The 17,011-nt window shown below is 68.1% G+C and carries 15 protein-coding genes; 9 read left to right on the top strand and 6 right to left on the bottom strand.

What is annotated here, in order from left to right; translation table 11 throughout:
* Positions 1 to 63: 63 nt before the first annotated feature.
* Positions 64 to 1,329 (bottom strand): alpha/beta fold hydrolase, encoded by a 1,266-nt coding sequence (locus ACLQ3J_RS08570; RefSeq protein WP_425902841.1) that lies wholly within the window; start codon positions 1,327 to 1,329, stop codon positions 64 to 66.
* A gap of 197 nt (positions 1,330 to 1,526) precedes the next feature.
* Between ACLQ3J_RS08570 and ACLQ3J_RS08565 the strand changes: the two genes are divergently transcribed.
* The 3 genes from ACLQ3J_RS08565 to ACLQ3J_RS08555 all read left to right on the top strand — a co-directional run bounded on the left by ACLQ3J_RS08565 (position 1,527) and on the right by ACLQ3J_RS08555 (position 4,361).
* Positions 1,527 to 2,315, top strand: a complete 789-nt coding sequence (locus tag ACLQ3J_RS08565; protein WP_425902839.1) for an alpha/beta fold hydrolase — start codon at positions 1,527 to 1,529, stop codon at positions 2,313 to 2,315.
* A gap of 62 nt (positions 2,316 to 2,377) precedes the next feature.
* Positions 2,378 to 3,328: a pseudouridine synthase gene (locus ACLQ3J_RS08560; RefSeq protein WP_425902838.1), complete on the top strand. Its 951-nt coding sequence runs from the start codon at positions 2,378 to 2,380 to the stop codon at positions 3,326 to 3,328.
* A gap of 430 nt (positions 3,329 to 3,758) precedes the next feature.
* Positions 3,759 to 4,361, top strand: a complete 603-nt coding sequence (locus ACLQ3J_RS08555; RefSeq protein ID WP_425902836.1) for a YdhK family protein — start codon at positions 3,759 to 3,761, stop codon at positions 4,359 to 4,361.
* Positions 4,362 to 4,367: 6 nt separating this feature from the next.
* Here ACLQ3J_RS08555 and ychF read toward each other — a convergent pair whose 3' ends face one another.
* A complete protein-coding gene (ychF, locus tag ACLQ3J_RS08550) occupies positions 4,368 to 5,447 on the bottom strand; it encodes a redox-regulated ATPase YchF (RefSeq protein WP_296549473.1) in 1,080 nt (359 codons plus the stop codon).
* Positions 5,448 to 5,483: 36 nt separating this feature from the next.
* Positions 5,484 to 5,939 carry a hypothetical protein gene (locus ACLQ3J_RS08545; RefSeq protein WP_425902835.1) on the bottom strand — a complete coding sequence of 152 codons (456 nt, stop codon included), beginning with the start codon at positions 5,937 to 5,939 and terminating at the stop codon, positions 5,484 to 5,486.
* Positions 5,940 to 6,078: 139 nt separating this feature from the next.
* Here ACLQ3J_RS08545 and ACLQ3J_RS08540 point away from each other — a divergent pair, with 139 nt between their 5' ends.
* The gene (locus ACLQ3J_RS08540; RefSeq protein WP_169621559.1) at positions 6,079 to 7,323 is read left to right on the top strand and encodes an AI-2E family transporter; all 1,245 of its coding nucleotides are present in this window, start codon (positions 6,079 to 6,081) and stop codon (positions 7,321 to 7,323) included.
* A gap of 16 nt (positions 7,324 to 7,339) precedes the next feature.
* Here ACLQ3J_RS08540 and ACLQ3J_RS08535 read toward each other — a convergent pair whose 3' ends face one another.
* The gene (locus ACLQ3J_RS08535; protein ID WP_425902833.1) at positions 7,340 to 10,318 is read right to left on the bottom strand and encodes an AAA family ATPase; all 2,979 of its coding nucleotides are present in this window, start codon (positions 10,316 to 10,318) and stop codon (positions 7,340 to 7,342) included.
* On the bottom strand, positions 10,315 to 11,499 hold the full coding sequence (locus tag ACLQ3J_RS08530; RefSeq protein WP_425902832.1) for an exonuclease SbcCD subunit D: 1,185 nt from the start codon (positions 11,497 to 11,499) through the stop codon (positions 10,315 to 10,317). The genes ACLQ3J_RS08535 and ACLQ3J_RS08530 overlap by 4 nt, the downstream gene beginning before the upstream one ends.
* Positions 11,500 to 11,577: 78 nt before the next feature.
* On the opposite strand from ACLQ3J_RS08530, the gene ACLQ3J_RS08525 reads away from it, so the two are divergent.
* Positions 11,578 to 12,741 carry a DNA recombination protein RmuC gene (locus tag ACLQ3J_RS08525; RefSeq protein ID WP_169652497.1) on the top strand — a complete coding sequence of 388 codons (1,164 nt, stop codon included), beginning with the start codon at positions 11,578 to 11,580 and terminating at the stop codon, positions 12,739 to 12,741.
* Between the two features lie 24 nt (positions 12,742 to 12,765).
* Positions 12,766 to 13,689, top strand: a complete 924-nt coding sequence (locus ACLQ3J_RS08520) for a DUF6542 domain-containing protein (protein ID WP_425902831.1) — start codon at positions 12,766 to 12,768, stop codon at positions 13,687 to 13,689.
* A 33-nt stretch (positions 13,690 to 13,722) separates the two neighbouring features.
* Here ACLQ3J_RS08520 and ACLQ3J_RS08515 read toward each other — a convergent pair whose 3' ends face one another.
* On the bottom strand, positions 13,723 to 14,721 hold the full coding sequence (locus tag ACLQ3J_RS08515) for a 4-hydroxy-3-methylbut-2-enyl diphosphate reductase (protein ID WP_169621554.1): 999 nt from the start codon (positions 14,719 to 14,721) through the stop codon (positions 13,723 to 13,725).
* A 78-nt stretch (positions 14,722 to 14,799) separates the two neighbouring features.
* On the opposite strand from ACLQ3J_RS08515, the gene ACLQ3J_RS08510 reads away from it, so the two are divergent.
* The 3 genes from ACLQ3J_RS08510 to ACLQ3J_RS08500 are packed head-to-tail and all read left to right on the top strand — an operon-like array spanning position 14,800 to position 17,008.
* The gene (locus ACLQ3J_RS08510) at positions 14,800 to 15,483 is read left to right on the top strand and encodes a lipid droplet-associated protein (protein ID WP_425902830.1); all 684 of its coding nucleotides are present in this window, start codon (positions 14,800 to 14,802) and stop codon (positions 15,481 to 15,483) included.
* The gene (gene xseA / locus ACLQ3J_RS08505) at positions 15,480 to 16,727 is read left to right on the top strand and encodes an exodeoxyribonuclease VII large subunit (RefSeq protein ID WP_425902829.1); all 1,248 of its coding nucleotides are present in this window, start codon (positions 15,480 to 15,482) and stop codon (positions 16,725 to 16,727) included. The genes ACLQ3J_RS08510 and xseA overlap by 4 nt, the downstream gene beginning before the upstream one ends.
* Positions 16,724 to 17,008, top strand: a complete 285-nt coding sequence (locus ACLQ3J_RS08500) for an exodeoxyribonuclease VII small subunit (protein WP_422423898.1) — start codon at positions 16,724 to 16,726, stop codon at positions 17,006 to 17,008. Before xseA ends, ACLQ3J_RS08500 begins: the two co-directional genes overlap by 4 nt.
* Positions 17,009 to 17,011: the final 3 nt, after the last annotated feature.

The following is a 17,011-nucleotide window of genomic DNA, read 5'->3' as shown; positions in this document are numbered from 1 at the left end:
GACACCGTGAGCCCGAGGTTCGTCCGCCGCCACCGGCGATCTCTCCGAAGCCTCCCGACGCCGCTAGGATCCAGCGCGAAACGGAAGCCGGGACGCGACCGTGGCCGTCCACCGACCGACGACGACCGCGCCGATGATCGCTCGCCGCATCAGATTCGCCGCCCCACGCCGGGGCATCCCGGCGATATGATGCTCCATCGTCGCCGGAGACTCGGACCTGTTGTCCGCCAGCATCTTTGTCACATACACAGCCGCGAGCTGGTGTGAATCCATGGCACTGTGACCCAGGATCGGTATCGACACCAGCACCGCGCGGGGTACCAGATCTACGATCTTTTCTGCGATCGGAGGTGGTGTCCGCAGGTCGCGGCCTCCGGAGATCACCGCGGTCGGCCACGAGAATGCCGGGATCTGCGCGGGAAAGTCGAAGGGTTCCCCTACGAACTCCGGATGCCGCGCCGCGGCAGCCGCGAAAATCTCCTGCTGGTCGAGCAGTTCACCGTCGGGCGGTAGCCCATATCCGAGCTCGCGGAAAGCAATCCGCGAAACAAGATCGGGTTCGAAGAAGAACGGTGCTCCTCCCCCGTCTATCTCGGCCGAGCCGGCGTTTGCCATCCGATTCCAGATGCGCCGTAACCGTCCGTTGCTCCGCTGGACGAGTAACTCCCGGAGAAGGTCCGGACCTCCGTACTCGTATGCGATCTGCACGACCACGTTGATCTCCGGCTCCGGCACCCCACGCGCGAGCGCGGTACGCAAGGCTTCGACTACCGGCGCCAGATCCGGATCGGTCGCTTCGAGAAACAGTCCGCGCCGGTACGAGCGTGCACCCTCGATGTCATCCGCAACGGACAGCATCGGCGAATCGAGGACCATTCCCACCACCCGATCCGGATACCGGACCCCGAAGCCCTGTGCAAGGTACGTGCCGTAGGACGAGCCGTAGACGATCACACGCTCGACCCCCGCATCATCGAGGACCGCGGCGAGATCCTCGACCACGTGGTCGACCGTGACCGCTTCGCTCGGCAGCTCGTTGCCGTGCACATCGCGGCGCGACAACCCGACACCGCGATGCTCCATCATCAGGACGTCGAGTCCCGCATGCTCTGCTCGACGGCGCAAACTGCGATAGGGCAGGACGGAAGCAAGTCCCGGTCCGCCGGGCACCATGAGCACGGGAACTTTCCCGCGTGGGCCGGTCCGGACGTAGGCCAGCGGAAATTGTGTCTCGGTGCCGTCTCCGACCGGTCGCATCACTTCGTGCCCGTGGCTACCGGCGATCTTGCGGGCCGCCCTCTTCAGCACGGTCGCCTGGAGTGAAGCCATGTGCCCACTCAACCACGACGGACCGCCGTGCGAACAGAAGTGCTCCGAATCAATACTCGACATGTCCGTTGTGCGACCAATACAGTGGCGCCCGTGAAGCCGCGCCCGAGACTTCTCCCCTGCGCCGACGTTTCGACGAAGTCGCGTACCTCTTGTTCGACTCTGGGACTGCGCTGCATCGGGACGGATCTCGTCCGATGACGGGCTCCGGCCACTGGGGTCTGGAACACGGCCCCCGAACGGGCGAAACGATCGTCCTACTCCACGGCAACAATGCCGGGGGCTGGATGTGGGGCCCGCAGATCGAACGCCTCCCCGAGCGTCATCTGCTGACCCCGGATCTACCGGCGCTCGGCGAGCGCTACGGGCTGCGGTGGCCGGGGATGCGCGCTGCCGCCGACGACATCGCCGAGATCATCCGCAAACACGCAATCGGCGGAACCGCGCACGTCGTCGGCCTGTCACTCGGTGGGTTCGTCGCCGTTCATCTCGTGCATCGTCACCCCCAGCTCGTTCGCAGTTGCATGATCACAGGCGTTGCGTTCACCGGGCTGACGTCGCTCGAACGCTTCCTCATCCCGCCTCAGATCCCGTTGTGGCGCAAACGTTGGTACTGGCGAGCACAGGCTGCGGCGTTCGGGGTTCCGGCCGATGGGAGGGACCTGTACGTCGACTCTGCCGTCCGTGTTGCGCCGGACACCAACCGGCGCATATTCCGTGAGGTCGCAGAAAGCGAGGTTCCTTCAGAGCCTTTCGCGTACTCCGGACCGATGTTGGCTGTCGCTGGCGAGAAGGAACAGCGCTCCGTGCGTGACGCCTTCCCCGCCCTGGGGAAAGCGCTCCCTCAACTGCAGACGTGGGTAGCGCCGGGGATGCACCATCCGTGGAACGTCGAAGATCCGGACCTCTTCACCACGGTCCTCCGCACATTCGCCGAGACCGGGGAACGGGAAGCGGGCGACGAGACCACCCGCCCCAATCCCTGACGGCGGGTCTCGACCCGCATCGCGGTGAGCCCGACCGACGGTGGGATCATTACCAGGTGCCGATGCCCTCACCGCTCCCCGTCAGAGACGGCGTGGGACCGACGCGGCTGCAAGTACCGATTTCAGGGCCGTGGGAGACGATCGCCGAGTACACGGTGACGAGATTCGGCCATCTGGACCCCGACGAGCTGTACCGGCGGTTCGATGCGGGCGAGATCGTGGGCCGCGACGGCCACCCGATCGGCCGTCACACCGCGCTGGGTGTGCATCCTTTCGTCTGGTACTACCGCGACCTGCCGGCCGAGGAGCCGATTCCCTTTCACGAGGAGATCCTGCACACCGACGACAACCTCGTCGTGATCGACAAGCCGCACTTTCTTCCGACCACCCCGGGCGGTCGGTACCTGCGCGAGTCAGCACTCGTCCGCCTGCGGCTCCGTCTCGACAACCCGAACCTGACTCCGATCCATCGTCTCGACCGCGCGACGGCCGGCGTGGTGATGTTCTCTGCCCGGCCCGACACTCGCGGTGCGTACCAATCCATGTTCGAGAAGCGTCAGGTCACAAAGGTCTACGAGGCGGTGTCGACCCAGCCGACGTGGTGGGACGCCGACGCACCGGCGCTCGGCGAACACACGCTTCCTCTGCTCTACCGCAACCACATCTCCGTCCTGCGCGGGGAGCTTCGGTGCGTGGTCTACGACGCCTGTGAACCCAACGCCGAGACGCTGATCGACGTGCTCGGATCCGGGGTGGGCGTCTCCGGACGCGCTGTGCTGCATACGATTCTGCGTCCACGCACCGGACGGATGCATCAGTTGCGAGTGCACCTCGCGGCGCTCGGGATCGGGATCCTGGGCGATCGCTGGTATCCCGAACTATTGCCCGAGGCACCGGACGACTATTCGCAGCCTCTCCAATTACTCGCGCGGGAAGTCGAATTCACCGATCCGCTGACGGGCGCCCCACGCCGATTCGTTACGCGCCGCACGCTGAGCGAAGCGCCTCGCTAGAAGGTCGCGTCCCGATTCGACCGACCGGCTGAAGCGCACCGCGTCGAGCCGGCGACCCCCCTTCGGCTGCGGACCGACTTCGTGGAAGTCATCTGTTTCTGCGTCGGGCGCGGACGGTCGTCGCGCCCGAGCGAGCCGATGTGCACCCTTGCAGCGATACCGGTAGGGGGTATACGTTGGATTGCGCCACATACCCCCGGCGGGTATAGGCAGAGGGACGACGATGACCGTCAGCGAGACCAGGCGACCGATATGGCGTGCGGGCACCGCGAAACGTCCGTGCGTGAGAAGATCGGCGAGATCGCCGGTGTCGCAGGCATCGAGGTCCTCGCCCGAACCGGCAGGCTCGTTGTGAACGCGGACAGCCCGATCGACGACGAGAAGGTCCTCGCCGCTGTCGAGAAGCCGGCTACACACCGAGGAGGCTCTGATGAAGACCCCAATCAAGCTCGCGCTCTTCGGGGCCGGACTGGTGGTGGCTGTCGGTGCGGTCCTCGGACTTGCCAGGGTCGTCGGTTCCGACAACGTGGCAGGGTCGGGCACGAACATCAGCGATATGCACGAGCACCACGGAGAACATGACGGCGGTGCGACCGGTCACGACCACGCGGCGGACGGCGGCGCACCACCGCCGGGTATACGAACGGCGATCGACCCGAGGTACCCGGTCGGCACGACGGTGCTACTGACCGCGGATCACATGCCCGGCATGAACGGCGCGCAAGCCACCATCTCCGGAGCGTTCGACACCACGACCTACTCCGTGAGCTACACCCCGACAACCGGCGGCGAGCCTGTGGTCGACCACCGATGGGTCGTCCACGAAGAACTCGACAACCCCGGCCCGGCGCCGCTCGCCGATGGGACCGAAGTGGGACTGCAGGCCGAGCACATGGGAGGAATGAACGGCGCCCGGGCGACGATCGACAGTTCCACCGACGAAACCGTCTACATGGTCGATCTCGAAGCCGATGGCATGGAGATGACAAACCACAAGTGGGTCGTCGAAAGCGAGATCACGCCCGCGCGGTAACAGCCGCTACACGTTGAAGCGGAACTCCACGACATCGCCGTCGGCCATGACGTAGTCCTTGCCTTCCATCCGGACCTTGCCCCGGGCCTTGGCCTCAGCCATCGAACCGGCGGCGTCGAGGTCGTCGAACGAGACGATCTCGGCCTTGATGAAGCCACGCTCGAAGTCGGAGTGGATGACGCCGGCGGCCTGCGGTGCAGTGTCGCCCTGGTGGATGGTCCACGCACGCGCCTCCTTCGGACCCGCCGTGAGGTAGGTCTGGAGGCCGAGGGTGTGGAAGCCGACCCGCGCGAGGGAGGCGAGGCCGGGCTCGTCCTGACCGATCGAGTCGAGCAGTTCCTGAGCTTCTTCCGGCTCGAGTTCGATCAACTCGGACTCGACCTTGGCGTCGAGGAACACGCAGTCTGCGGGAGCGACGGCCTCACGCAGTTCCTGCTTCTTCGCGTCGTCGGTCAGCACCGTCTCGTCGGCGTTGAAGACGTAGAGGAACGGCTTGGTGGTCATGAGGTTGAGCTCGCGCAGCAGCGCGTAGTCGAGGGTGTCCTTCTTCGAGAACAGGGTCGCGCCCTCGTTGAGGACGGCCTGCGCCTTGACGGCCTCCTCGTACTGCGGCTTGAGGTCCTTGTTCTTCTTCGCTTCCTTCTCGAGACGCGGCAGCGCCTTCTCGAGGGTCTGGATGTCGGCGAGGATCAGCTCGGTCTCGATGATCTCGATGTCGGCGAGCGGGTCGACGCGACCGTCGACGTGGATCACGTCGTCATCGGCGAACACGCGCACAACCTGGCAGATCGCATCCGCTTCGCGAATGTTGGCGAGGAACTTGTTGCCCAGGCCTGCGCCCTCGGACGCTCCCTTGACGATGCCGGCGATGTCGACGAACGACACGGTGGCAGGCAGGATGCGCTGCGAACCGAAGATCTCTGCGAGGCGATTCAGCCGCGGATCGGGCAGTTCGACCACGCCGACATTGGGCTCGATGGTGGCGAACGGATAGTTCGCAGCCAGCACATCGTTCTTGGTCAGCGCGTTGAAAAGCGTCGACTTGCCGACGTTGGGAAGACCGACGATTCCGAGGGTAAGGCTCACGGGTTCAATATTCTACGCAGACTCCGCGCGGTCGCCTCATCCGCACGCTACCCGCACCAACTGCGCGATCCGCGCGGCCTGCTCGTCGTCGGGCACGGACGTCCCGTCGGCGGCGAGTTCGCCGACCTTCTCGTTGACTTCCTGATCGCTGGTGCCGTCCTCGATCAACGGGCACGTCTCGCTGACGATCGACTCGATCGACGAGGTTTCCCGGTCGGCGGACAACTGCGGGTAGCCGGCACGGAACGCCGCTACGAACGCACTCATCTTGGCATCGTCGAACGCTTCTCCGGCTTTGTCGGCGGCATCGGAGGCTGCCTGCTGAACCGAGGACAGGACCCCGCCGGCTTGTTCCTGCACATTCGTCGCGGCGTCGCTCGCCGAGGTCCGCGCCCCGTCCGCCGTCGGCGCGTCGTCCGAGCTGCACGCGGCGAGAGCACCGGCGACAGCCACCGCGACCAGCATGATCGATGCCCGAGTTCTCCGGGACATGCCCGTTCCATTCGTCACGTTTCGAGAGTGCCACGAACGGGGACTCTCGGTCGGGCAAATCCGACAACCCGCTCATGCTCGGATTCCGGGCGTGGTGACCGTAGATTTACGGACGTCGGGCACGTCGACTCGCACAGACATGTCGGAAGGACCAGCGTTGACCGAATCGAAATCCAGCCCATGGGGTACGAACCCCGCCTCGACATCGTCGAAGACTCCTGATCGGGCCACCCTCATCGGTGCCGGCGGAATGTGGCTCGCGAAGTGGTCCGCGATCCTTGTCGTGATCGCTGCGGGTGCCCTCGTGCTCGGCTGGATCATCCAGAAAATGTGGGTGATCGTGCTGCCGGTCGCCCTCGCGATCGTGGTCTCGACGATTCTGTGGCCGCCGACCCGGGCGATGACCAAACGCGGGCTCCCACCCGCACCGGCCGCGTCGATCACGCTCGTGCTGTTCTTCGCGATCGTGGGCGGCATCATCGCCGGCATCGTGCCGTCGGTGGTCAACCAGGTGCCCGATCTGGCCAACAAGGCCACCGAAGGCATCAACACGGTCCAGGACTGGGTGAAGGGCCCGCCCATCAACCTGCAGGACGAGCAACTCGACAACGCCGTGGACGCGGTGGTCGAACGTGTCCAGGGCAGTGCTGCCTCCATCGCCGGGGGCGTGTTCTCCGGGGTCACCACCGCCGGGTCGCTGCTCATCACGTTCGCACTCGTCCTGGTGCTGTCGTTCTTCTTCATCAAGGACGGACCGCGTTTCCTCCCCTGGCTTCATCGGGTCAGCGGCAGGACTGCCGGGCGGCACCTCGAAGAGGTCCTGACCCGGATGTGGATCACGCTCGGCGGGTTCATTCGCACTCAGGCAGTAGTGAGCCTCATCGACGCGGTGTTCATCGGCATCGGCCTGGTGATCCTCGGTGTACCGCTCGCGCCGGTGCTGGCGATCCTCACGTTCATCGGTGGATTCGTCCCGATCGTAGGTGCCTTCGTTGCCGGTGCCCTGGCCGTGCTGGTCGCGCTCGTCGCCAACGGCTTCACCACGGCTCTCATCGTGCTGGCACTCATCATTGCGGTGCAGCAGATCGAGGGGAACGTCCTGCAGCCCGTTCTCCAGTCGCGGAGCATGAATCTGCACGCGGCCGTGGTGCTGCTCGCGGTCACTGCCGGATCGTCGCTGTTCGGCATCGTCGGTGCGTTCCTGGCGGTGCCGGTGGCTGCGGTCGCCGCCGTCGTGATCCGCTACATCGGCGAGCAGATCGACAGTCGCTCGGCCGAAGTCGATCCGGACGACGCGACGAAAGCCCTGCCCGCTCCCGGCGACGCCTCGGCGCCCGATCCGAACGCCTCCACCGGACCGGAGCCCGAGCCGGATCAGAAGTGACGGACGCTCCTGCGGGTCAGCTCGCGACCTGAACAGTGGATCCCGACCGGCCGCGGATGACGTGCAGCCGGCTCGGGATCCGCTGCCGCATCTCGTCGACGTGGCTCACCACCCCGACGACCCGGCCGCCGGCGCGCAATTCGTCGAGCACCCCCATCACCGCATCCAGAGAGTCCGCGTCGAGGGTGCCGAACCCTTCGTCGATGAACATCGTGTCGAGAACCACTCCGCCGGCTTCCGCTGCGACGACGTCCGCGAGCCCGAGCGCCAGCGCCAGCGACGCCTGAAACGACTCGCCGCCGGACAGGGTTTTCGTCGACCTGACCACGCCGGTGTATTCGTCGTGGATGTCGAGCCCCAGGCCACCACGTCGACCACGGGTGTCGGCCGCGTCGGAGTGCACGAACTCGTACCGGCCGCCCGACATCCTGCGCAGTCTCTCCGACGCGGCCTCCGCCACCTCCTCGAGACGCGCCGCGAGCACATACGAGCGCAGCGACATCTTCTTGGCATTGGAGCCGCCACCGGCCACGACGTCCGCGAGGTCGGCGAGTTCGGCCTGCTCGTCGCGGAGAGGGACGAGTTTCGCGTACGCCTGCTCGAGACGCGCCGTGTAGGCGTCGATGTCGAGGTACCGGCGGGCCGCCTCGGTGGCGGCAGCGTGCGCCCGGTCGAGCGCGGCAGCGCCCGCGGCGACCGCTGCCCGCGCCCCGGGCACATCGGCCGTCTCGTCTCCGGTGAGAACGGCTATCGCAGGCTCGGCGAGCGTGGCCTGCGCGACCGCCCGTTCGTTGTCGGCCGCTCGGAGCACACGATCGATCTCGTCGATCCGCTCCCCCGGCCGGAGTGCCGCACGTGCGGCGTCGAGGTCGGCGAAACCGGCCTCGGTCGCGGCGGCGAGCGCCGCCGCGGACCGCTGCTCGGCGACCTTCCTGGCATGGGAGGCCGTCGAGCGCGCATCGAGCAGCGCGGTCGCGGCGGCGGCGAGCTCAGCCGCCCGGCGACGCCGCGGCGCGAGGGAGTCGGCATCACCGACCGCAGCGGTGATGCGGTTGCGGACCTCCGCGGCCTCGGCGGAGAGCACCGCGGTGCGGCGGTCCAGGTCTGCGAGTTCGGCCTCGACGCGGCGGATTCGTTCGTCGAGGTCGGTGGCGAGACGGTGCAGTTCGTCGACCGCGGCGCGACGCCGCACCAGATGTTCGGCGAGCGCTTTCGCCGCGTCGTGTGCGTAAACCGCGTCGGCGTGACGGACGGTGAGATCCTCGACCGGAACGTCGCCGCAACGCTGACGCAGCACCGCAACGGCCCCGGAGATCTCGGTTGCCGCGGTCCGCGCGTCGGCGAGCGCTCGCTCCGCGCGCTGTTCCGCAGCCTGTGCGGCGGCCTCGTCGTTCTTCGTGACCGTGTCCGGCGCCGGGACGGCGGGAGCGGGATGCTCTGTGGCACCGCAGACTTCGCACGGCTCGCCGGCGGTGAGCCGGGCCGCCAGTTCGGCGGCCATCCCCTCGATACGGCGACGCCGGATGTCGAGATGCCTGTCGCGGGCGTCGTTGAATGCCGAGTGCAACGTCAGCACCCGTTGCTGTGCTCGTTCGAGGTCGGTGCCGAGCGCGGCGAGTTCGACTGCGGCACCGAGAGAATCCGCGCCGCGGTCGCGGGCGGCGACAAGTCCCGGGAGGGACGCGGCGGCCTGCTCCGACTCGCTCACCGCGGCGACCGCGGCAGCGAGCCGGTCGGGCAGTGCAGCGCGCTCGGCGACCCGTGTCGTGTGGTCGTCGCCGAGGGCGCGGCGGCGCTGGGCCACTCGGCCCAGGTCCGCCTCGATCGTTGCCACATGCCGATGCTGCTCGAGCAGATCGTCGAGCCGCGCAACCTCCGCCGACCATTGTTCGCACCGGGGCCGGATCACGGCGCGGTCGGTGTCTGCGGGAACGTCACCGACCTCTGCCAGCAGTGCCCGGCCTTCATCGTGTTCCTCGAGCGGAGCGCGGGCTGCGCGCGCGGCCCTGGCAGCAGCCTCCGCGTCCGCGACGGCCCGCGCCGCATCGAGATCGACGACCGAGACCGGAACCGCGCGTCGCGCGGCGTCGCGCTCGCTGCGCAATCGCTGCCAATCGGGTTCGGAGGCCGTAAGGGTGGCAAGCACTGTGAGGGCGCCGGTGCGGCGGTGCAGATTCTGTTCCAGCGCGAGGGCGGTGTCGAGCGCGCGGCGGTTCTCCGCGTCGACTTCGCGGGCGCGTTCGAGGACCGCGGCGGCGGCATCGCGAGTGTCGGCGGCTTCGGCGGACAGCCGGTGTGCCCACTCGACCGGGTCCGCGTCGGCTCCCGCCTCGATACCCGCGGCGGCGGCTACCTTCGCGGCCAGAAGATCGACCGTTTTCTGTTGTTCGGCAAGGAGTTTGCCGCCCGCGCCACGGCGGTCGCGGAACCATTGCTCGACATCCCCGAAGCGCGTCGTGTCGAACAGTCGCTCGAGCAGCTTGCCGCGCTCGTCGCTGCCCGCGCGCAGGAACTTCGCGAACTCACCCTGCGGCAGAAGCACCACCTGGAAAAACTGTTCGGCGCTCATCCCCAGCAAGCCCTTGACGGCGTCACCGATGTCGGGGATCCGGGACAGGTTCTCGCCCTGCCCGTCGAGCCAGGTCAATGTCGCCTTGGCCTGCTGCTTGACAGTGCCGGTGCCCCGCATCTTGGGACGTTCGTATTCGGGACTGCGTTCGAGGACGATCCGCCGACCCGAGATGGTGGCTTCGAGCCGCACCCGCGGTGCGACACCGGCCGGAGCGTGGTCGGAGAGGAGGCGCCGGCCGTCGGCGCGGGCCCCGGGAACGGTGCCGTACAAGGCGAAGGCCACGGCGTCGAGGATCGATGTCTTGCCCGCGCCCGTCTGTCCGTGGAGCAGAAACAAGCCGTCGGAGCCGAGTTCGTCGAAGTCGATCTCGACGGTGCCGGCGAACGGGCCGAACGCCGTGACCTCGAGCGTGTGGAGCCTCACGCGGGCACATCCGTCCGAGCGCGGTCGGCGCCGGGCAGTGCGTCGCCGACGCCCTGTTTGCGGTCGGCGTCGCGCAACGCCTGGCCGATCCACCCGAGCTCACGAGCCGACGGTGCGGAGCGCACGTCGCCGAGGAACGCCTCGGCGATCTGCACGTCGCTGCGACCGCGCACCTTGTCTCGGTAGGTGCCTTCGGAGAAGGACGCGGGACGCTGCCACTCGACGTGTACGGCGTGCGGAAAACGTTCCTGCAGCTTGCGCATCGCGTCGAGGGGACGGACCGGGTCGGTGAGTGTGGCCGAGACGTAGTGCTCGGTCGCTTCGGCGTAGGCGGGATCGCCGAGCAGCGTGTCGAGCGTGCCTGTCAACTTGGTCAGCGGCCGGACCACCGGCAGTTCGATGCGTTCGACGGACCGGAGACCGGTCTCGTCGAGGTCGGCGATCCACACCGCTTTGCGGTGGGTGCGTTCACCGAAGGAATAGGGCAGCGGAGATCCGGAGTACCGCACGTGCTCCGCGACGGTCTGCGGCGAATGCAGATGCCCGAGTGCCACGTAGTCGGCGCCGGCGAACGACGCGGCCGAAACCGTCTCGACACCGCCGACGGAGATCGATCGTTCGGACCCGGTCGGCTCGGCACCGACCACGAACGCGTGCGCGAGCACCACGGTGCGCCCTCCACGCTGCGCGACGTCCTCCCGCACGCGGCGCATCGCGGCATCCAGGATCTCCTGGTGCGAACGCGCTGTGGGCACACCGAGTTCGGCGCGGGTGATCTCGGGCTCGAGATACGGAAGGCCGTAGAACGCGACCGGCCCGTGCCGGTCCTCCAGGACGACGGGGTGCTCGATCTGCGACACCCGGGTGATCAGGTGCAGACCGCCGTGCGCGGCGAACGCTGCTCCGGCTCCGAGCCGCACCGGCGAATCGTGGTTGCCCGAGGTGGCGACGATGACCGCACCGGCCGCGCGGATGGCCTCGAAGCCCGCATTGCACACCGCGACCGCGTCGGAACTCGGGATCGAACGGTCGTAGACGTCGCCGGGCACGACGACCACATCGATGTCCTGCGCGGCGACGAGGCCTGCGATCGCGTCGAGGGCACGACGCTGGTCGGCGAGAAGGTCGACACCGTGGAAGGTGCGCCCGATGTGCCAGTCGGAGGTGTGCAGGATGCGCATGGACACCGACGGTAGAGCAGCGTTCCGACACCGCCGGGTTCCGGGCGGGTGTCGGACGGATGCGGCATCATGCGCCACATGACCGCACTCACGGCACTCGGACTGCTCGTGGCCCTCGTTCTGGGCGCCGTTCTCGGGTGGCTCGCCCGCGCTTCGCGCGACGGTGAACGTGCGGCGCGGGCCGAGTCCGAGCTCGCCGCGTTGCGCGGGAACGAAGCACAGCTGAGGCAGTCGCTGGCCGCGGTGAGCGAGGACGCCGCACGGCGCCAGTCCGGTGCGATCGGCGAGCAGGTGTCGCGTCTGGTGGATCCGCTGCACGACGCGGTGGGCGCCCTGGCCCGGCAGGTCGAGCAGGTCGAGCGGAGCCGCGTGCACGCGTATGCCGGGCTCTCCGAGCAGGTCGAAGGGATGCACCGGGTGTCGCAGCTGCTCTCCACCCGGACGCAACAGCTCGTCACCGCGCTCCGGGCACCGCAGGTTCGCGGACGCTGGGGTGAGATCCAGCTCGAGCGCGTCGTCGAACTCGCCGGGATGGTCCGCCACTGCGATTTCGACACGCAGGTCGGCAAGGACGGTGTGCGCCCCGACCTCGTCGTCTACCTGGCGGGCGGCAAACAGATCGTGGTCGATGCGAAGGTGCCGTTCGCCGCCTACCTCGATGCCGCCGAAGCCGATGATCCCGCCGAGCGCACCAAGCACCTGACCCGCCACGCGCGGCAGTTGCGCACCCACGTCGACCAGTTGTCCGCCAAGGCCTACTGGGAGTCGTTCGACCCCAGCCCCGAGTTCGTCGTGCTGTTCGTCCCGGGCGATCCGTTTCTCGATGCCGCGCTGGGCGCCGATCCCGATCTGCTCGAGTACGCCTTCGCGCGCAATGTCATCCTCTCGACCCCCACGACGCTCGTGGCGCTGTTGCGCACCATCGCGCATACCTGGAGGCAGGAGGCGCTGTCCCGCGACGCCGCGACGATCCACCGGCTGGGCCGCGAGTTGTATCAGCGTCTCGGTGCGGTCGGTTCCCATCTCGACCGCCTCGGGTCACAGCTGGGCAAGGCAGTCGAGACCTTCAATGTCACGGTGTCGTCGATGGAGACGAGAGTGGGAGTCACAGCCCGCAAGCTCCACGACTTGGAGATCTTCGACGGCGACGTACCCGAGATACGACGGGTCGACGCCTGGCCGCGCCGGAGCACGCAGCAGGGCAGAACGGAATCCGACGGTCCTGTCGACGAAGCAAGCTGACGCCGCCGCGCTAGTGTTTAGCTCGTGTCTGCAACCCAACGTGCCCGCTCGGCGGTGCCGCTCGACACGCGGTCGTTGATTTCGACGGTGCCGGGCGTGCCGTGGTGGGGTGCGCTCGCCATCGCGGCGGGGTCCACCGCCGTCGGGATTCTGATCGACGCCGCGCGTGGCAACGAACTCACTTCCGCGTTCACCGCCTTCTACGTGCTCGGATGCATCGCGGCAGTCGTCGCGGTGCGCCATCGTGGGCTGTTCACCGCCATGGCACAACCGCCGCTGCTTCTCATGGTGGCGGTCCCGCTGGGCCAGGAGATCATTTCGACGGGAAGCTCGTCGGGCCTCAAAGACCTCCTGCTCAACGTCGCGTACCCGCTGGTGAACAGGTTCCCGGCCATGCTTCTCGCCACGGTCGTCGCGCTCCTGATCGGCGGTTTCCGCATCTACGCCGCTCAGCAGAGCGCGGGAGGAGCACGTTCGCGTGCCCCGCGGCAGCGCGCACGTTCGGCATCGAGGACACGTGCCGCAGGTCGCCGGACGGCAGATCGCGACAGCGAACCGAGACGGACACGCAGCGCTCCGCGTACGACTCCCAGGTCCGCCAAGCCGTCGGCTGCGGCGGGCGCCGCGCCCGTGCGCAAGGCACCGCCGCCGACCGCATCGGTACGCGACGTCACCGACAGCCGGGCCGAACCCGCGCCCAGACGCCGCCCGGCCCCGGTCGGCGACGGTGCGCGCGCCGTCGACCCCGCGCCGCCCGTCACACGCACGCCGCGGCGGCCGCGTCCGCCTCGCACAGATTTCGTGCCGCCGGCCGACGAGCGCGCCCCGCGCCGCCGTCCGCCGGCAGCCGAGCCGGTCCGCAGGGAGCCGCGTCCGGCCGTCGCACCGCATCCCGCGCCGGCGTACGAGCCGCCGCAGGTGCGGTACCGCGACCGCTACGAAGACTGATCCGGGCGGACCGCTACGCGGACCGGCCGACGGTCAGTGGCGCGCCGCGCGCAGCTCGCGCGGCAGGGCGAACACCAACGTCTCGTTGGCCGTGGTCACCGACCGCACGTCGTGGAAACCGTGCTCGTCGAGCAGATCGACGACGCCCTGCACCAGAATCTCGGGCACCGACGCACCCGAGGTGATGCCCACCGTCTCGACGCCCTCGAGCCATGCCGGGTCGACTTCGCGGGCGTAGTCGACCAGGTAGGCCGCACGCGCACCGGCATTGAGCGCCACTTCGACGAGACGCACCGAGTTCGAGGAGTTGCGTGACCCGACGACGATGACGAGGTCGCACTCGGGGGCCATGGCCTTCACCGCGACCTGCCGGTTCTGGGTGGCGTAGCAGATGTCGTCGCTCGGCGGATCCTGCAGCTGAGGGAACTTCTCCCGGAGTCGCTGCACGGTCTGCATCGTCTCGTCCACGCTGAGCGTGGTCTGGGAGAGCCAGATGACCTTCTCCGGGTCACGGATCGTCACAGAATCCACGGCGTCGGGTCCGTCGACGAGCTGAACATGCTCGGGGGCCTCGCCGGCGGTGCCTTCGACCTCTTCGTGGCCCTCGTGGCCGATGAGCAGGATGTCGTAGTCGTCGCGCGCGAACCGCTTGGCTTCCTGGTGGACCTTGGTCACCAAGGGGCAGGTCGCGTCGATGGTGCGGAGTTCACGTTCTGCGGCGGACTGGTGCACTGCCGGTGACACACCGTGTGCCGAGAACACCAGCACCGATCCCGGCGGAACCTCGTCGGTTTCGTCGACGAAGACCACACCACGATCAGCGAGAGTCTCGACGACGTGCCGGTTGTGCACGATTTCCTTGCGGACGTACAGGGGTGCTCCGTACTTGTCGAGGGCCTTCTCGACCGTTTCGACAGCCCTGTCGACACCGGCGCAGTAACCGCGCGGTTCGGCGAGGAGCACTCGTTTGCCCGAGGCCGCGCTATGGGCCGATCGAGTGATCCCGACTTCGAGTGGAACAGACGCAGACATACCACCAGAGTACGGGCCGGGTGATCCCCGGGCCCGGCTCGGCTACCAATCATGCGGTTCATCGGGCAGGCTTGAGGGATGATCCGTCCACCGTTCATGGCACGGGTGGCCGCCGGCATGGCCGTCACCGCCTACGAAGAGACCCTCAAACTCCCGAGTACCGCTGTCTCGCTTCCGATGACGACGGTGAGCCAGATCCTTCAGACGACGATGCGGTTTCAGCAGGTGCTGACGTCGCTGGCGATCAAGGGCGATCATCTTTTCGAATCTCTCGGCGCACGCCCCGAGGAGAACCCGGAGTGGGCGGTGTTCGACGAGTCCGCTCCATCGGACACGCACACCGGCACCGGCGCAGGTACCGGCACGAACGGTGAGGGGTCGGCCACCCCCGGCCGCTTCGCCCTGTATTCGACACCGCCACCGGTTGCCGACGACGAACCAGCCCCCTCCGCCGCCGAGAAGCCCGCGTCCGAGACGGCGGCACCGGCGCCGAAGAAGCGTGCGGCGAAGAAGGCCGCCGGCAAGTCTGCCGCTGCGAAATCCACCGCCACGAAGACCGCCGCCACCAAGACCGCCGACGTTCCCGAGATCGTCGAGTATCTCGACTACGACTCGCTGACGCTCGCGCAGTTGCGCGCGCGTCTTCGTACCCTCTCGGCCGAGGATCTCACCGCTCTGCTCGACTACGAGACCGCACACGCGGCGCGCGCCCCGTTCATGACGATGCTGTCGAACCGGGTCACGACCGTGCGTGACAAGTGACGGCGGCGCAATCCGCGGCGCGGCCCAATTCTCCGGAGAATCCGTGGCCGGTCCGCACCGTCTCGCAGAAGGTCGCCGGGTGGATCGATCGGCTCGGCACCATCTGGGTCGAAGGCCAGGTCACCCAGATCAATGCGCGCCCGGGCACCCGGACAGCGTTCCTGACCCTGCGCGATGCCTCCGTCGACATGTCGTTGCCGGTGACGTGCTCCCCTCAGTTGCTGCAGGACTCACCGGTGCCGGTCACCGAGGGCAGCCGCGTCATCATGTTCGGCAAGCTCACCTACTGGGCGGGCCGCGGCACCCTGTCGCTTCGGGTCACGGAGATCCGCGCCGTCGGAATCGGTGAACTGCTCGCCCGCATCGAACGGCTGCGGAGTCTGCTGGCAGCCGAGGGACTGTTCGATCCGCGGCTCAAACGGCCGCTGCCGTTCCTCCCCCGGCGCATCGGTCTGATCACGGGCAGGGCCAGCGCCGCCGAACGCGACGTGGTGTCGGTGGCTCAGCGACGCTGGCCCGCGGTACAGATCGACGTACGGCACACCACCGTGCAAGGCCCGACCGCTGTACCGCAGATCCTGGACGCGCTCGAGGCGCTGGACGCGGACCCTGCCGTCGACGTGATCATCCTCGCCCGCGGCGGAGGCAGCGTGGAAGATCTGCTGCCCTTCTCCGACGAGGCGCTGTGCCGGGCCATCGTGGCCTGCACGACCCCCGTGGTCAGTGCCATCGGACACGAGCCCGACAGCCCGCTGTCCGATCACGTCGCCGATCTGCGAGCCGCGACACCCACCGACGCGGCCAAGCGTGTGGTCCCCGATGCCGTCGCGGAGCAAATGCTGGTCGACGAACTGCGGGCCCGCTCGGCGTCGGCGCTGCGCAGCTGGGTGCGGCGGGAAGAACACGTGATCGCGCAACTGCGTGACAGACCGGTGCTGGCCGACCCGTTCCGCGCCCTCGATCGCCGGCACGAGGAGATCGACAGGCTGCGGGAGGCCGGGCGGCGCGACATCGGGCGGACGATCGCGATGGCGTCGTCGACGCTCGAACACATGCGCGCCCGCTTGAGCACGCTGGGACCGGCTGCGACCCTGGCACGCGGGTACGCCGTCGTGCAGCGGGTCGTGCCCGGCGGAACCCCCGAGGTGGTGCGTTCGCTGGACGAGATGCCCATCGGCACCCAGCTCCGGGTGCGGGTGGCCGACGGCGCCGCCCGGGCTGCGGTCATGGGACACGAAAAATGACGAATACGAGAACTGAGGCAAGAACTGTGGACGACGCCAACGCCGACGTGCGGGAATTCGGCTACGAGCGGGCGCGAGACGAACTGGTCGGCGTCGTGAAGATGCTCGAGCAGGGCGGACTCGATCTCGACGAATCCCTTCAGCTGTGGGAGCGCGGCGAAGCGCTCGCCAAGCGCTGCGAGGAGCATCTTGCCGGTGCCCGTGAACGTGTCGAGAGCGCGCTCGCCCACGCGGACGGCCTCGACTCGGACGAGGACGCCGACGAGTACGACGAGGAGTAGGCC

The organism is Rhodococcus sp. DT1 (genome assembly GCF_049844875.1).
Taxonomy (GTDB): Bacteria; Actinomycetota; Actinomycetes; order Mycobacteriales; family Mycobacteriaceae; genus Rhodococcus.
The sequence above is the reverse complement of the archived record's forward strand: the minus strand, read 5'-3'. Positions and strand labels throughout refer to the sequence as shown.